A 14731-nucleotide genomic window follows, 5' to 3' on the forward strand; every position below is an offset into this window, starting at 1 on the left:
GGTCGATGAGACCACCCGGCGACTGCAGCCTCCTTCGACCGCGATTCGACTACGCGCTGCGAACCTGCCCTGGTGTGGAAGGGATCCACCGGATCGGAGAGTGCCGTGACCGCCACTTCGGAACGTCTCGGGCAGATCGAACAGGTCGCCGAGGGCGTGTACGCCTACGTCCAGCCCGACGGCGGCTGGTGCGTCAACAACGCCGGCGTCGTCGTCTCCGGCGGGGAGTCCGCCGTCATCGACACCGCGGCGACCGAACGGCGCGCGCTGGGACTCAGGGCCGCGGCTTCGGGTGTGGGCGCAGGCCGGCCGTCGGTGCTCGTCAACACCCACCACCACAGCGACCACACCTTCGGCAACGTGTTCTTCGCGCCGGAGACGCTGATCGTGGCGAACGAGCCGACCCGCGCCGGGATCATCGAGAACGGCCTGAACCTGCAACAACTGTGGCGTGACGTGGAGTGGGGCGCGGTCGGCGTGCGGCCCCCGGTCGTCACCTTCGAGGAGTCGCTGACCGTGCGGATCGGCGATCTGCGGCTGGAGCTGATCACCGTCGGCCCGGCGCACACGGTCGCCGACACCGTGGTGTGGATCCCGCAGCGGCGCGTGTTGTTCACCGGGGACGTGGTGATGAGCGAGGTCACCCCGTTCACGCTGATGGGCTCGATCAGCGGGTCGGTCGAGGCGCTGGAGGCGTTGCGGCGCCTGGATCCCGCGGTCGTCGTGCCGGGGCACGGCCCGGTCGCCGGACCGGAGGTCATCGACGCGAACCTGGCCTATTTCCACCGCATCCGCGACCTGGTCGCCGGCGCCGCCGGGCGCACGCCCCTGGAGATCGCGGCCGCCGCGGGTGCGGGCCCGTTCGCCGGGTGGCTGGACAGCGAGCGCCTGGTGCCCAACATCCGCCGCGGCCTGGCCGAGGCCCAGGGGCTCCCGCAAGGGGCACCCCTGGACATCCTCGAAGCCTTCGGTGAGATGGTCACCTTCAACGGGGCGGCGCCTGCGTGCCATGCGTGAGCGGCAGCGACTCGCGGGCGGCCAGGGTGGCGAAGAAGTCCGGCGCCACCTCGGTCAGCTCCTTCAGCTCGGCGAACCAGCCGAGCACCTCGGGGGAGCGCCGGTCGGCGGCGGCCTGGTGCGCGTCCAGGTCCCGCCACTCGGCGAGCATGTAGTACTTCTCGGGGTGCCGGTGCGACTGGAAGAACCGCAGCCGCACGAACCCGTCCTGCTCGCTCATGTAGGCCGCGATCAGGTCGATGATCTCCCGGAACCGCACCGGGTCCCCGGTGACGGTGATCGGGTTGATCATCGTGGTGGTCGTGAACTCGCTCATCGGGTTTCCTCCTCCTCGTCGCGCAGGGCGGCCAGGACGGCCAGCTGGCGGCGGTCCCGTGCGGCGACCCGCTGCTCGTAGACGTCCGTGCCGTAGGCGGTCTCGGTCTGGGCGATCAGCTCGGCGATGCCCTCGTCGTCCAGATCCGGCGTGCCCAGCTGCGACCAGCCCGCGGCGAGCCCGGCGCCGATGTGGCCGAACCACTGCCGGATGCCGCCCGGCCCGCCGCCGAGGTGCAGCGCCTGGAACGGGCCGACCACGGCCCAGCGCGGCCCGAGCGAACCGGTGATCGCGTCGTCGATGTCGGCCGCGGTGGCCACGCCCTGCTGGACCAGGTGGATGGCCTCCCGCAGCAGGGCGGTCTGCAGCCGGTTCGCGATGAACCCGGCGATCGGCCGCCGCAGCACCACCGGCGTGCGGCCGAGCGCGGTGAGGAACTCGGTGGTGCGCTCGACGAGTTTCGGCTCGGTGTCCGGGCCGCCCAGCACCTCGACCAGCGGGATGACGTGCGGTGGGTTGAACGGGTGCGCGACGAGGACCCGGCCGGACTGCGCGAGCCGCGCGCCGATCGCGTCCGGCAGCAGCGTCGAGGTGGACGACAGCAGGAGCGCCTCGGCAGGCGCGGCCTGTTCCACCGCCGCGAACAGCTCCTGCTTGTCCGCCAGCCGTTCGCTGATGCTCTCCAGCACCACCTCCGCCCCGGTGACCGCCTCGGCGACGTCCGTCGTCACGGTGAGCCGGGCGAGCAGCGCGTCGGCGTCGGCGGCCAGCGCGGGCGCGTGCAGGCGAACCGCCGCGGTGACCGCCTGCGCGGTCTCCGCCCGGCGCACCGCGACCCGGACCCGGTAGCCGGCGTCGGCCAGCAGGGCGGCCCAGCCCGCGCCGATGGTCCCGCCGCCGAGAACGGCGACGGCCGGGGAGTCAGTCGTGCTCATCAACACTCCTTTTGTCGGTCGACTCTTCGAGAAGCTGCAGCCATGCCGCCGACGCCTTGTCGAACCGCAGCGCGACGTGGCTGGAGGCGGTGTGCACGTCCCGCCAGAACCGTTGCAGCGGACGGTCCCGGGACTGCCCCGCGGTACCGGCGGCCGTCACCAGCCGGTCCACGGCACTCACGAGCAAGGACGCGGCGAGCGCGCTGTCGCGCAGGCCGCGTGCCACCTCCGCCGGACCGGCGCCGCCCCTGTCGGCGGTGACCGCCACGCGGTGCAGTAGCAGGTCCGCGGCGTCGGTCTCGCCGTCGGCGCGGGCCACGCCCGCTGGAGCCGGGGAACCGGGTCGCAGGGTGCGGCGGAAGTCGTCGAAGGCGCCGCGCGCGGCACCCAGCAGGGGGGCGGTGAACGTGAGCCCGCTGATCGCCCGCAGCGGGACCTCGAAGGCCGGGCCCGGGTTGCCTGCGCTGTGGCCCGCGGCGGCGTCGGCGCTGCGGAACACCCGCTGCGGCGGCACGAGCACGTCGTCGAGGATCAGTGTGTGGCTCGCGGTGCCGCGCATGCCGACGGTGTGCCAGCTGTCCGCGGTCGTGAAGTCCGCGCGCGGCACCGCGACGAACACCGGGCCCCCGTCTTCGGGGCGGGTGCAGGCCAGCGTCCAGTCCGCCGTGTCGATCCCGCTGGTGTAGGGCCAGTGCCCGCTGACGCGCCAGCCCTCCGGCGTCGACCTGGCCCGGCCACCCGGCACGAGCGCCGCGGCGACGAGGACGTCCGGCCCCTTGTCCCACAGTTCGGCCTGCCCGTCCTCGGGCAGGTACGCGCCGAGCCTCGCCGAGTAAGCGAACAACGAGGCGAGCCACGCCGCGGAGGTGTCGCCCCGGCCCACTTCGGCGACCGCGCGGGTCAGTTCGGCGAAGCCGCCTTCCCCACCGCCCCAGCGGGCGGGCACGAGGTGGCGGGCGAACCCGGCCGCCACCACGGCTTCCACCGTCTCCGGGCCGACGGCGCGGTGCTCGTCGGCGTGGCCGGCATGCCGCTCGGCGACGGCGCGGGCGTGGCCGGCGTCGAGGACGTGGGGGTCGGCTGCCATCCGCGTCTCCCTGGTGTGATCGGAGGTTCCGCTGCGGCGGAACCGGGCACGCCCAGGGTGGCGGTGGTGGCTGGAGATCGGGTCGAGCGGCGATCGCGCTCGGGGTCAGCCCAGCTGTGAATCAGCCCAGCTCTGAGTCAGCTCAGCTCTGAGTCAGCTCAGCTCGGGGGCGTCCCGGAAGACGAGCTCCGGCCAGGTCGCCGCGCCGCCGGTCAGCGTGGTGGCGCCGGGGGCGGCGAGCCCGTCCAGGATCACGTCGAGGAACCGCAGCTGCAGCTCGCCGGCCCGGGCCGCGTCGATGCTCGGCGCCGAGCGCAGCTGCGTCAGCAGCAGGTAGATGTCGGCGGAGGTGACGCCGTCGCGCAGCGCGCCCTGCCGGTGCGCGGCGTCGACCAGCGCGTCCATCTCGGCGCGCAGACCCGCCACCGCCTCGGCGATCTCGCCGCCGTCAACGGAATTGCCGATCAGCACGAACAACGAGCACGAACGCGCCTCGACCATGCAGCGCATGAACCGGCGCAGCGCCGACCAGCCGTCGGGCTCCTCGTCCCGCGCCGCGCGGGCCTCCTCGGTGGCGCGCCGCATCGCGCCGAGGCACATCTCCCGGAGCAGGTCGGTCTTGCTGGGGTAGCGGCGGTAGATGCTGCCCATGCCGACGCCGGCCCGGGCGGCCACCGCGGAGACGGGGGCGTCCCAGCCGTGTTCGATGAACACGTCGCGGGCCGCGGCGAGCACGGTCACGTCGTTGCGTTCCGCCTCGGCGCGCCGGCCACCGGCGGACGGTTTGCGAGCCACGGTTGCCACGCCGCGGAGTCTACAGGAGCGGATCGTTCCGTTCGATCGACAGCGAGGCATACGGAACGGTATGCTCCGTTCCGTTGAATCCCCGTCCAAGGAGCTTCCGTGACCTCGGAGACCAGTACGTCGTCCCCGCCCGCACCGGCCCGCCAGGCGACCGGCCTGATCCTCGCCGTGTGCTGCGCGGCGCAGTTCATGGTCGTGCTCGACGTGTCGATCGTGAACGTCGCGCTGCCCACCATCCGCACGAGCCTGGGTTTCGACGCGCCCGGCCTGCAATGGGTGGTCAACGCCTACACGATCGCGTTCGCCGGGTTCCTGCTCCTCGGCGGCAGGCTCGCCGACCTGTTCGGCAGGCGGCGCACGTTCCTCACCGGCATCGCCGTGTTCACCGCGGCCAGCCTCCTGGGCGGACTCGCGAACTCCGCGACCCTGCTCGTCGTCGCCCGCGCGATCCAGGGCCTCGGCGCGGCCGTGGTCGCGCCGGCGACCCTCACCGTGCTGGCCACGACGTTCACCACCCCGGAGACCCGGGCGCGGGCCTTCGGCATCTGGGGCGGCGTGGTCGGCGCCGGTGGCGCGGTCGGGTCGCTGGCGGGCGGTCTGCTGACGGGTCTGCTGTCGTGGCGGTGGATCCTGTTCATCAACGTGCCGATCGGCGTGGTGCTGCTCGTGCTCGCCGCCCGCGTGGTGTCCGATGTGGACACGGGGCGGCGCGGCCGCACGCTCGACGTGTGGGGCGGCCTGTCCGCGACGGTCGGTGTGATGGCCCTGGTCTACGGGATCGTCGGCACCGAGGCCCACGGCTGGGCCTCGGTGCACACGCTCGTCGCGCTCGGCGGCGGCGTGGTGGTCCTCGCCTTCTTCGTGCTCGACCAGGCGCGGCTGGCCAAGGATCCGCTGCTGCCGCTGAGCATCTTCCGGCACCGCAACGTGGTGGCGGCGAACCTCGTCGTGTTCGCCAGCGGTGCGGCGCTGTTCGCGATGTTCTACTTCCTCACGCTGTTCCTCCAGCAGGTGCTCGGGTACGGGCCGGTCGCGGCCGGACTGGCCTACCTGCCGCTCGCCGCGGCTCTCACGGTGTCGGCGCGCGGATCGGCGAAACTGCTGCCGAAATGGGGACCGCGGACCCTGCTGCTGGGCGGGCTCGCGCTGACCGCGATCGGGCTGGGCTGGCTGGCATTGCTGACCACCACGTCGACGTTCGCCGGGGGAGTGCTCGGACCGACGGTCGTCGTCGGCATCGGGCAGGGCGCGGTGATGGCCTCGGCGACGATGGCCGGGACCGCGGGCCTGCCGATGAACCAGGCCGGTCTCGCGTCCGGGCTGATCAACGCCACGCGCCAGCTCGGTGGCGCGATCGGCCTCGCCGCGCTGGCCGCCGTCGCCGCGGGCGCCCGGAGCCCGGAGTCGGGGTATGTGCTGGCACTGGCCATCGCGGCGATCATCGCGGTGGTGGCGCTCGCCGCCGCGGCGGCCGCTCCGGGGAAGCCGCGGTCCGCGGCCGGGTGATGCTGGGGGTCGTGGGGCGCCCCGGCGCCCCACGCACCGCGAAGAAGGAAGGGGTGCCTCGTTCGTCGAACGAGGCACCCCTTCTTGGCAAGCGGCTCAGCGAGCCCAGGCCGACGGCTGCTCCATCCACAGCGGCAGCTGCTCACCGGCCTCGACCGCGACCGGGAGCGTGTTGCCCGGCGGGGGAAGCGCGCACGTGGTGTACGGCGAGAACCCGCACGGCCCGTTGACCGTGCGGTTGAAGTCCAGCTCGAACTCGAACGCGCCGCCGTTCGCGCTCGCCGGCCGCGGCGCGAACACCAGCCGTGCCCCGGCGAACGTGGTGACCCCGCTGGTGCGGTCCCGGAACGGGATGTGCAGCTCGTGCTCCGGTCCGGCGTAGACCTCCAGCGCGTGTTCCCCGTCGGCCAGCTCGAACACCACCCGTCCGAAGATCCCCAGGTCCTTGACCTTGTTCTCGACCACCGAGCGCAGCACCACCGGGCGGCGGCCCTCGTAGGGCTCGTACCGCGCCGGAACGATCCACTTCGGATCGAACGGGTAGGTCGGGATCCCCAGCTCGAGCCGCCTGCTCGCCACGTACGGGTCGCGCGGCTGGATCCCCAGCTGCACGGGCTGGGACGCCTGCGCGGGGAACAGCACCGGGCTGATCGCCACGTCTCCGTGGCGCACCGCGCGGATGTCGCGCGGGCGCGCGACGTCGAAGACCTCAGCGACGCCGTCGACCGGCCGCTCGTCGACCACCAGGCCGTCCCCGGCGGCGGCCCGCACCAGGATGCGCCGCGAGTCCTCGACCCACCATGAGCCGGGCACGTCGTCGAAGCTCTCGGGGCGGTCGCCGAGCCAGTACAGGCCGACGGGGGAGAGCAGGCCGTAGGGCTCGCTCAGGAAGTCCAGCCAGGCGCGGCGGAACTCGGTCCACTCGGCGTGCAGGCGCGCGGCGGACCGCGCTGTCCCGGCCGCGGGCAGATCAGACACGGCTCGCCTCCACGTTCTGCTTGGCCAGGTTGAGGGTGGCCAGGCTGTTGGTGCCCAGCGCCTCGCGCACCGTCCGGCGCGCCGACGCGAGCGTGGCCTGCGGTCCCAGTATCTCGGTGACCTTCTCCGGCCGGAGGACGACGGTGTGCCGCGAGGTGGCCTGGACGCCGTCGCCGGTCTCGGTGAACCGCCACCGTCCGGTGTGGGCGGACATGATCGGCGGGACCGTGGTCTGCTTGTAGACGATGCTCTCGCCGGGGAAGCACACGCGGACCGACTTGGTGGTGTGGACCGAACCGTCGGCCGAGCGGGTGTCCATGTCGATCGTCTGCACGCCACCGGTGTCCTCGGTGAACGCGAGCCGGGCGACGTGGGGCAGGCGTTGCTCCCACAGGTCCGCGCGGTACACGAAGTCGTAGACCTCGGCCAGCGATCCGCGCACGGTCACCGAGTCCTCGAACGAGAACACCAGCTCCGCCCGCCGCTCGCCGAGCTCGGCCGCCGCGCGCAGGGCGTCCAGCTCGGCCCCGGTGTTGCGGTCGATCGCCGCGGTGACCCACTCCACGTGGGCGGGGTCGTCGTTCTCGACGGAGAAGTCGTGCCGGAACTCGACCAGCGTCGTGCCGTCGCCGCCGTCGCCGATGAGCCACTCGCCGCCCATGCCGAGCACCGGCGGTGAGCTGACCTCCTGGCGGAAGGCGACGCGCAGCGCGACCGGGTCGAGCTCCCGCCGCGAGGTCCAGTCACGCACCTCGCCGTTGGCGAAGGCCCAGATCCGCAGCAGCTCGGTGCGGTCGTCGCCGCCGAGTTTCTCGACGTGCACGGTGGGGGAGAAGGTGTGCGGCCAGCCGGAGGTGTCCGCGACCAGGTCGTAGACCACCCGTGGTGGCGCCGCGATCGCCACCGTGTGGTGGGTGTGATGGAGTGCCGGTGTCGGCATCGTTGCTCCCTTGGTGTCGTGGTTCAGTAGTTGCCCAGCCCGCCGCACACGTTGAGCGCCTGCGCGGTGATGGAGGCGGCCACGTCGGAGACGAGGTAGCCGACCAGGCCGGCGACCTCGTCGGCCGTGGTGTAGCGGCCGAGCGGGATCTTGGCCTGGAACTTCTCGAGAACGTCGTCTTCGGACACCTCCCAGTGCGCGGCGTAACCCTGCCGGACCCGTTGCGCCAGCGGGGTTTCCACGTAACCGGGGCACACCGCGTTGACCGTGATGCCGGTCTTGGCCAGCTCCAGCCCGACCGCTTTGGTGAACCCCACGACGCCGTGCTTGGACGCGGAGTACGGCGCGCCGAGCACCACGCCCTGTTTGCCGCCGGTCGAGGCGATGTTGACGATGCGGCCGGCCGGCCCCTCCAGCAGCCGCCCGGTGGTCAGGACCTCCTTCGTCACGCGGAACACGCTGGTGAGGTTGGTGTCGATCACGTCGAGCCACAGCTCGTCGGCGATCGTGGCGGTCTCGCCGCCGCCGTTGCGCCCGGCGTTGTTGACCAGCACGTCGATCCGGCCGTACTGCTCCGTGGCGGCGGTGACCGCGCGGCGGATGTCCTCGGCCGAGGTCACGTCCGCGGTGGTGCCGGAGACCTCCAGCCCCTCGCCGCGCAACTTCTCCACCACCGTGGCGACGTTGCCCGCGTCGCGGGCGACTCCGAACACGGAGACGCCCCGCTCCGCCAGCGTCCGGGTGACGGCAAGGCCGATGCCGCTGGTCGCGCCGGTCACGAACGCCACCTTCGGGGAATAGCTCACTGTGGTCCAGCTCCTTCGGTGAGACGACGGTTTCGCCCTCAGCGTGTGCCCGCCGGGTACAGGCTGTCTGGAGTCGCTCTCGAAGCCGTCGCCGCCTTCGGGATCGCGTCCAGCAACTCGCGCGTGTAGTCGTGGCCCGGGTTCGTGAACAGGGCTTCGGTGGCGCCGGCCTCCACGATCCGGCCCCGGCGCATCACGGCGACCCGGTCGCACAGCTGGCGCACCACGGCGAGGTCGTGGGAGATGAACACGTACGCCAGGCCGAACTCGGCGCGCAGCTCGGCCAGCAGGTCGAGGATCGCGCTCTGCACGGTGACGTCCAGCGCGGACACCGGTTCGTCGCACACCAGCAGCCGCGGCTCGAGCGCGAGCGCCCTGGCGATCGCCACCCGCTGCCGCTGCCCACCGGACAACTCGCCGGGTCTGCGGGTGAGCAGGTCGCGCGGCAACCGGACCAGGTCGAACAGCTCGGCCACCCGGGCTCGCCGGGACCGGCGGTCGCCGATCCCGAAGGCTCGCAACGGTTCCGCGACGCTGCGCCCGGCGCTGAACCGTGGATCCAGCGCCGTGTAGGGGCTTTGCTGGATCAGCTGCACCGTCCGGCGCAGCGCCCGCAGACGGCCCCCGGTCGCCGTCGCCGTGTCCGTCCCGTCGAGCACCACCCGGCCCGCCGACGGGCGGTCCAGGCACGCGATCAGGCGCGCCACCGTGGACTTGCCGGACCCGGACTCGCCGACCAGACCGAGCGCCTGGCCCGGAGCGACCGCCAGGGTCACCCCGTCCACCGCGGGGGTCTCCTGGCCGGGGAAGCCGCGGCGCAGCTGCTCCACCTCGACGAGCGGGTGCGAGCGATCCGTGGCGGGCGGTTCGGGCGCCCGCCCACCGGGGACGCTCGCGACCAGCGCCCGCGTGTAGTCGTGCGCGGGACGACTGAGGATCAGTCCCGCCGGGCCGTGCTCCACGATCTCGCCCGCGCGCATCACGAGCACCCGGTCCGCCCGCTCCGCGGCGACGGCGAGGTCGTGGGTGATGAGCAGCACCGCGATGCCCAGCTCCCGGCTCAGGCCGCCCAGGTGGTCGAGGATCACCCGCTGCACCGTCACGTCCAGCGCGCTCGTCGGCTCGTCGGCCACGATCAGTGCGGGCTCGGCGGCCAGGGCGATCGCGATCAGCACGCGCTGCCGCATTCCGCCGGAGAGCTCGTGCGGGTAGCGCCGGGCCAGTTTCGCCGCGTCCGGCAGGCCGGCGGTGGTCAGCAGCTTCACCGCATCCGCCGCGGCCCGTTCTCCCGCCGCGAGGCGGTGGATCCGGCGCACCTCGGCGACCTGTTCACCGATCCGCTTGACCGGGTTGAGATAGGCCAGCGGGTCCTGCGGGACGAGGGCCACCCGGGAGCCGCGCAGCTGCCGCATGCGCGACTCCGCCGCCCGGGTCAGCTCCTCGTCCCCGAGGGAGATGGTCCCGCCGGTGATCCGGCCACCCGGGGGCAGCAACCGCAGCACGGCGTGCGCGACGGTGCTCTTGCCGGAGCCCGACTCGCCCACCAGCGCGACGGTCTCGCCGCGGGCGACGGTGAAGTCCACGCCCCGCACCGCCTCGGCGCCACCGTAGGCGACGCGCAGACCGTCCACACGCAACAGCGTCACCAGGACTCCCGTCGCCGTCGTTCCAGTGCCCGGGCGACGCGGTTGGTGGACAGCACCACCACAGCGATCACCAGCCCGGGGAAGGTCGTGAGCCACCACGCCGCGCGCAGGTAGTCGCGGCCGCCGGCCACCAGCGCGCCCCACTCCGGGGTCGGCGGCGCGGCGCCGAAGCCGAGGAAGCTCAGCGCCGACACGGTCAGCAGGATCGAACCGATGTCCAGTGCGGCCAGCGACAGCACCGGACCGGCCGAGTTCGGCAGCACGTGCGTCACCAGCACACCGGGGCCGCGCACCCCGCCGCCACGGGCCGCGGTGACGAAGTCGGCGTGGCGCACCGTGAGCACCTCGGCCCGGGTCACCCGCGCGAAGTTCGCCACGCTCACCACACCCACCGCCACCGCGACCTGCAGCACACCGAACCCCAGCGCGGTCACCAGCGCGAGGGCCAGCAGCAGGCCGGGGATCGCGAGCAGCACGTCCATCAACCGCATCAGCGCGCCGTCCAGCCAGCCGCCGGCGTAACCGGCGAGGGCGCCGATCACCGCGCCCGCGACCAGTGCGACTCCGACCGCGACCACGGTTGCGCTGAGTGAGAGCGCCGCGCCGTGCACGACCCGCGCGTAGAGGTCGCGGCCGAGGTAGTCGGTGCCGAACCAGTGCTCCGCGCTGGGCGGCCGCAGCCGCTGCGCGGCGACGCCCTGGATCGGGTCCTGCGTGGTGAACAGCCGCGGCGCCAGCGCCCATGCGACGACGACCAGCAGCACGAGCACCGACAGGACCAGACCGGGTTGCCGCGCCAGCGCGCGCAGCCGGGACCGGGACCGGGTTGCGGCCAGGGCGGTCACCGCGACCTCACCACCGGGCGGACGCGCGGGTCCAGCAGCGGGTAGATCGCCTCCACCACGAGGCTGACCACGACGTAGACCACCGCCGCGAGCACGACCAGGCCCAGCACGACGGGCAGGTCCTGGTTGGACACCGCGTCCACGGTGACCGCGCCGAGCGCGTGGCGCCCGAACACGGTCTCCACCACCACGGCCCCGCCGAGGAGGTTGCCGACCAGGATCCCGGTGATCGTCACCGCGGGCAGGCTCGCGTTGCGCAGCGCGTGGCGGAACAGGATCCACACCCGGCTCGCGCCCTTGGCCTGCGCCAGCTGGACGTAGGGCTGCGCCAGGGTCTCCCGCAGGCTCCGGCCCAGCACCTGCGCGACGATCGCCGCGGTCGGCACCGCGAGCGTGATCGCGGGCAGCACCAGGCTCGCGAACCCGTCCCCGCCGGTCGCCGGGAACAGCGACCAGTGGAACGCCAGCAGCTGCAGCAACAGCAGGCCGAGCCAGAACGACGGGATCGACACACCCGCCGCCGGTACGGACTCCAGGACCTGGCGGAGGAACCCGTTGCGGGTCAGTCCGGCGAGCAGGGCGAGCGCGACACCGGCGCCCAGCGCCAGCAGCAACGCGAACGCGGCCAGGCCCGCGGTCTGCGGCAGGGCCCCCAGGACCAGGCCCCGCACCGGTTCCCCGGTCTGCACCGAGGCACCGAAGTCACCGGTGACCGCCCGGCCCAGCAGCGTCAGGTACTGCTCCCACAGCGGCCGGTCGAAGCCGTAGGCGCTGCGCAGCTGCGCGGCCTGCGCCGGGTCGATCACGGCCGTGTCACCACCGGCCTTCTGCGCGAGCATCAGCGTGACCGGGTCGCTGGGCAGCAGGTACAGCGCGACGAACGCGCCGGTGAACGCCGCCCACACGACGAACACCGCCTGACCGGCGCGGCGGAGCGCCCGGGACAGAACGCCCGGCATGTCAGGACAGCCAGGCGTCGTAGAACGAGACGCCCGAGGTCGCGGTGAACCCGATCCCGTGCACCTTGTCGCTCACCCCGATGACCAGCGCCTGCTCGTTGACCGGGATGACGTGCGCGTCCTCCACGAGGCTGCGCTGGGCGTCGGCCGCGGCCCGCTGCCGCACCTGCGGGTCCAGCGATCCGGCCTGCGTGGCCAGCGCCGCCTTGAGCGGGTCCGCATCTGTCAGCTGCGCGCGGCCGAACAGCGTGCGCAGCACGTCCGGGTCGGCGCGGGTCGAGTTGAGCAGGAAGAAGTCGAAGTTGCCCGCGGCGAACTGGGACTGCAGCTCGGAGATCTGCAGCTGCCGCAGGGTCAGCTCGATGCCGACGGTCTTCAGCTGTTGCTGGATCAGCTCCAGGCTCTGCGGCCTGCCGAAGATCACGTCCAGGCTCAGCCGGACGCCGTCGCGGACGCGGACACCGTCGGGTCCGGGACGCCAGCCCGCCGCGTCCAGCAGTGCCTTAGCCCCGTCGGGGTCGTAGGCCAGTGCTGTGCCGAGGTCGGTGTAGCCGGGCGTGGTCGAAGACAGCACGCTGGTGGCCGCCCGGTACCGCGGGCTGAGGAACGTGGAGATCACCTCGGGGCGGTTGACCGCCTTCTGCAGCGCCTGCCGCACGGTCTTGTCCTGCAGCACCGGGCGCCGCTCGTTGGGGTAGAGGCTCAGCACCACGCCCGGGTTGTTGTGGCTGAGCAAGGTGAACCCGTTGCCGTCGAACTGCGGCTCGTCCTGGGGCGCGATGTTGCTGCTCACGTCGAGCTGACCGGAGGACAGGCTGCCGGTGCGGGTGGCGGCCTCGGGCAGCACCTTGATCTCGATGCGGTCCAGGTAGGCGTCGCCGGTGTGCTGCCACGACGGCGGGCCCCACGCGTAGCCCTGGCGCTTGGACAGCACGATCTCCTGCTTGGCGGTGTAGGAGGTCAGCACGAACGGGCCGGTGCCGACGATCTTGCCCGCGCAGCGCTCGGCCGCGGGCACCGCGAGCGAGCCACGCGACAGCACGGCCAGCGCCGGGGTCGAGGTGGCCTGGAGGAACTGCGCGTTGGGCGACGCGAACGTAACGGTGACGGTGCGCGGGTCGGGGGCGGTGACCGCGGTGACGCCGGCGAGGTTGGCGCCGGAGTTGCTCGCGGTGGCGCCCAGTTTCGTGATCCCGTCCAGGTTGTCCTTGACCACGTTCGCGTCCAGCGCGGAGCCGTCGCTGAACGTCACGCCCTCGCGCAGGTGGAACGTGAAGCTCTTCGCGTCCGGACTGACCTCCCATGACGAGGCCAGTGACGGCACGATGTCGCCCGAGCGCGGGTCCTGGTAGGTCAGCGACTCCAGGACCTCGAGGTTGGGGCCTTCCCCGGCCTGCTGGGGGTCGAGGCACGAGGGCGTGTAGTCCAGTCCGAAGCGGAGCGTCCCGCCCGGACGCGGGGTGCCGGCGTCGCCCGTGCTGCCCGTGGAACTCGCCGAGCACGCGGCCAGGGCCGAGGCCGCGGCGACCGCCAGCGCGAGCGCGCCGGTGCGCCTGTGCGCGATCTTTCGCATGTGTTCTGTCCTTCGCTGAGCGCGGCCTGTCAAGAGCCGGCTGGGTGGTCCTGGCTGCCGAGCCTCGGTTCGGCCGGTCGAAAACCGCTGGAGTCTGGCTGGTGGCGGGGCGCCGGTTCCCACTCCGCGGGCACGGCGGTCAGCTCGGCGACGGCGCACGACCAGCTGAACCCGGCACCGACCCCGGCGAACAGCAGCCGCTGGCCGGGCCGGGCGCGCCCGGAGAGCACGAGCTGTTCCAGCCCGGCGAACTGGTCGCCCGCGCCGAGGTGCCCGATCGTGCGGCCCCACGGCCAGGTGGTGGCGTCCAGGTCGATATCCCAGGCCTTGAGATACCCGGCGGTCAGGCGGCGCAGGCCGAAGTGCGGCAGCACGAACCAGTCGATGCCGGACAGGTCGGCCTCCGCGTCCTTCAGCGCGGTGGTCAGCGCGTCCCGCTGGCCCTCGACGACCTTGCGCACCGCCGCGCCGACACCGGCGGAGGCCAGGTAGTCACGTTTGAGGACCTCGAGATCCATCGGGGCGCGCACGCTGAAAGGCATGCGCCCGAACGGGTCGTCGCCGCGGTGCATCCGTTCCAGGGTCGGGTCGGACACCGTCGCGACGCTGCGCACCACCGCGAATCCGCCGTGGTTGGTCAGGACCGCGGCGGTGCCGCCGTCGCCGTAGACGGTGCCCGGATCGCTGCGCCACCGGTCGAACCCGGGCATCCCGAAGGTGTCGCCGGTGGTCACCAGCGCGGCAGCGGGGGAGTCCTGCCCGCGCAGCACGTGCGCCGCCAGTTCGAGACCGGCCATCCCGCCGTTGGACAGCTGCCGGATCTCCACCGCGGGGCACCGGCTCCCGCCGACGGCGTCCTGCACGTGCGAAGCCGGGGCCCACAGGTCGTGGCCCTGGTAGTGCACGTCGGCGTGCAGCACGATGCGCAGGTCCTCCGGTGCCACGCCGGAGCGGCGCATCGCCCGCACCGCGGCCTCGGCGGCCAGCTCGGCGGCCGAAGCGGTTTCGGACACCGACACCGACACGATGCCGGTCTGCTCGGCGACGCGCCGGTCGCACTGCCCGGACGCGAGTGCGTCGGCGGTGCGCACGCGATCCGGCAGCGCGCTCGCCACCGCGGCGATGTGGAGTTCTTCGGTCCGCACGTGCCCTTTCCCGTCTCTCGTGGCGGCAGCCGCCGGCCGCGCTCGTTCGTGGCGAAAACGGCCGGCGGCTCGTGGCGGACCGGGTCGGCCGCCCTGTCCGGCGGCGGCGGATCGCGCGGCACCGCCGGCCCGACCATGGTCGGGCTGCCCGCTGGAATCGGGGTGGAACGCGCG

Annotated in this window: 14 protein-coding genes; 2 read left to right on the plus strand and 12 right to left on the minus strand. The window is 73.2% G+C overall.

Going from position 1 to position 14731, the window contains the following annotated elements; all coding sequences use genetic code 11:
• The first annotated feature begins 105 nt into the window (after positions 1-105).
• Positions 106-1017 carry an MBL fold metallo-hydrolase gene (locus L2C96_RS24445; protein WP_027929265.1) on the plus strand — a complete coding sequence of 304 codons (912 nt, stop codon included), beginning with the start codon at positions 106-108 and terminating at the stop codon, positions 1015-1017.
• On the opposite strand, the gene L2C96_RS24450 is transcribed toward L2C96_RS24445, so the two are convergent.
• From L2C96_RS24450 to L2C96_RS24465, 4 genes are all read right to left on the minus strand, one after another.
• A complete protein-coding gene (locus L2C96_RS24450; protein WP_237337935.1) occupies positions 986-1333 on the minus strand; it encodes an antibiotic biosynthesis monooxygenase family protein in 348 nt (115 codons plus the stop codon). The two genes, L2C96_RS24445 and L2C96_RS24450, sit on opposite strands and share 32 nt — an antisense overlap.
• Entirely contained in the window at positions 1330-2268 is a 939-nt protein-coding gene (locus L2C96_RS24455) for a 3-hydroxyacyl-CoA dehydrogenase NAD-binding domain-containing protein (protein WP_237337936.1), read from the minus strand. Before L2C96_RS24455 ends, L2C96_RS24450 begins: the two co-directional genes overlap by 4 nt.
• Positions 2255-3355, minus strand: a complete 1101-nt coding sequence (locus L2C96_RS24460; RefSeq protein WP_237337937.1) for an acyl-CoA dehydrogenase family protein — start codon at positions 3353-3355, stop codon at positions 2255-2257. Before L2C96_RS24460 ends, L2C96_RS24455 begins: the two co-directional genes overlap by 14 nt.
• Before the next feature lie 153 nt (positions 3356-3508).
• A complete protein-coding gene (locus tag L2C96_RS24465; RefSeq protein WP_027929268.1) occupies positions 3509-4159 on the minus strand; it encodes a TetR/AcrR family transcriptional regulator in 651 nt (216 codons plus the stop codon).
• 99 nt (positions 4160-4258) lie between these two features.
• On the opposite strand from L2C96_RS24465, the gene L2C96_RS24470 reads away from it, so the two are divergent.
• Positions 4259-5665, plus strand: coding sequence for an MFS transporter (locus tag L2C96_RS24470; RefSeq protein WP_237337938.1), 1407 nt, complete (start codon positions 4259-4261; stop codon positions 5663-5665).
• Positions 5666-5761: 96 nt separating this feature from the next.
• Here the strand turns inward: L2C96_RS24470 and L2C96_RS24475 are convergent, their stop codons facing one another.
• Genes L2C96_RS24475 through L2C96_RS45165 form a run of 8 tightly spaced genes read right to left on the minus strand, consistent with a single transcriptional unit; the run spans position 5762 to position 14557 of the window.
• Positions 5762-6643 carry a DUF1684 domain-containing protein gene (locus L2C96_RS24475; RefSeq protein WP_237337939.1) on the minus strand — a complete coding sequence of 294 codons (882 nt, stop codon included), beginning with the start codon at positions 6641-6643 and terminating at the stop codon, positions 5762-5764.
• Positions 6636-7583 carry an aromatase/cyclase gene (locus L2C96_RS24480; protein ID WP_237337940.1) on the minus strand — a complete coding sequence of 316 codons (948 nt, stop codon included), beginning with the start codon at positions 7581-7583 and terminating at the stop codon, positions 6636-6638. Before L2C96_RS24480 ends, L2C96_RS24475 begins: the two co-directional genes overlap by 8 nt.
• A gap of 23 nt (positions 7584-7606) precedes the next feature.
• Entirely contained in the window at positions 7607-8389 is a 783-nt protein-coding gene (locus L2C96_RS24485) for an SDR family NAD(P)-dependent oxidoreductase (protein WP_237337941.1), read from the minus strand.
• A 38-nt stretch (positions 8390-8427) separates the two neighbouring features.
• The gene (locus L2C96_RS24490; protein ID WP_237337942.1) at positions 8428-10035 is read right to left on the minus strand and encodes a dipeptide ABC transporter ATP-binding protein; all 1608 of its coding nucleotides are present in this window, start codon (positions 10033-10035) and stop codon (positions 8428-8430) included.
• Positions 10032-10871 carry an ABC transporter permease gene (locus L2C96_RS24495; protein WP_037323351.1) on the minus strand — a complete coding sequence of 280 codons (840 nt, stop codon included), beginning with the start codon at positions 10869-10871 and terminating at the stop codon, positions 10032-10034. The genes L2C96_RS24490 and L2C96_RS24495 overlap by 4 nt, the downstream gene beginning before the upstream one ends.
• Before the next feature lie 5 nt (positions 10872-10876).
• Positions 10877-11839, minus strand: a complete 963-nt coding sequence (locus tag L2C96_RS24500) for an ABC transporter permease (RefSeq protein ID WP_237337943.1) — start codon at positions 11837-11839, stop codon at positions 10877-10879.
• Between the two features lies 1 nt (position 11840).
• A complete protein-coding gene (locus L2C96_RS24505; RefSeq protein WP_237337944.1) occupies positions 11841-13412 on the minus strand; it encodes an ABC transporter substrate-binding protein in 1572 nt (523 codons plus the stop codon).
• A 29-nt stretch (positions 13413-13441) separates the two neighbouring features.
• Positions 13442-14557: a ketoacyl-ACP synthase III family protein gene (locus tag L2C96_RS45165; RefSeq protein WP_237337945.1), complete on the minus strand. Its 1116-nt coding sequence runs from the start codon at positions 14555-14557 to the stop codon at positions 13442-13444.
• Between the last annotated feature and the right edge of the window lie 174 nt (positions 14558-14731).

The organism is Amycolatopsis tucumanensis, assembly GCF_021654135.1.
Taxonomy (GTDB): domain Bacteria; phylum Actinomycetota; class Actinomycetes; order Mycobacteriales; family Pseudonocardiaceae; genus Amycolatopsis_E; species Amycolatopsis_E tucumanensis.

What these genes read in the sequence shown, in the direction of transcription:
- L2C96_RS24450 (WP_237337935.1), bottom strand. Translation starts at nt 1,333, where the DNA reads ATGAGCGAGTTCACGACCACCACGATGATCAACCCGATCACCGTCACC.
- L2C96_RS24455 (WP_237337936.1), bottom strand. Translation starts at nt 2,268, where the DNA reads ATGAGCACGACTGACTCCCCGGCCGTCGCCGTTCTCGGCGGCGGGACC.
- L2C96_RS24460 (WP_237337937.1), bottom strand. Translation starts at nt 3,355, where the DNA reads ATGGCAGCCGACCCCCACGTCCTCGACGCCGGCCACGCCCGCGCCGTC.
- L2C96_RS24480 (WP_237337940.1), bottom strand. Translation starts at nt 7,583, where the DNA reads ATGCCGACACCGGCACTCCATCACACCCACCACACGGTGGCGATCGCG.
- L2C96_RS24500 (WP_237337943.1), bottom strand. Translation starts at nt 11,839, where the DNA reads ATGCCGGGCGTTCTGTCCCGGGCGCTCCGCCGCGCCGGTCAGGCGGTG.
- L2C96_RS24505 (WP_237337944.1), bottom strand. Translation starts at nt 13,412, where the DNA reads ATGCGAAAGATCGCGCACAGGCGCACCGGCGCGCTCGCGCTGGCGGTC.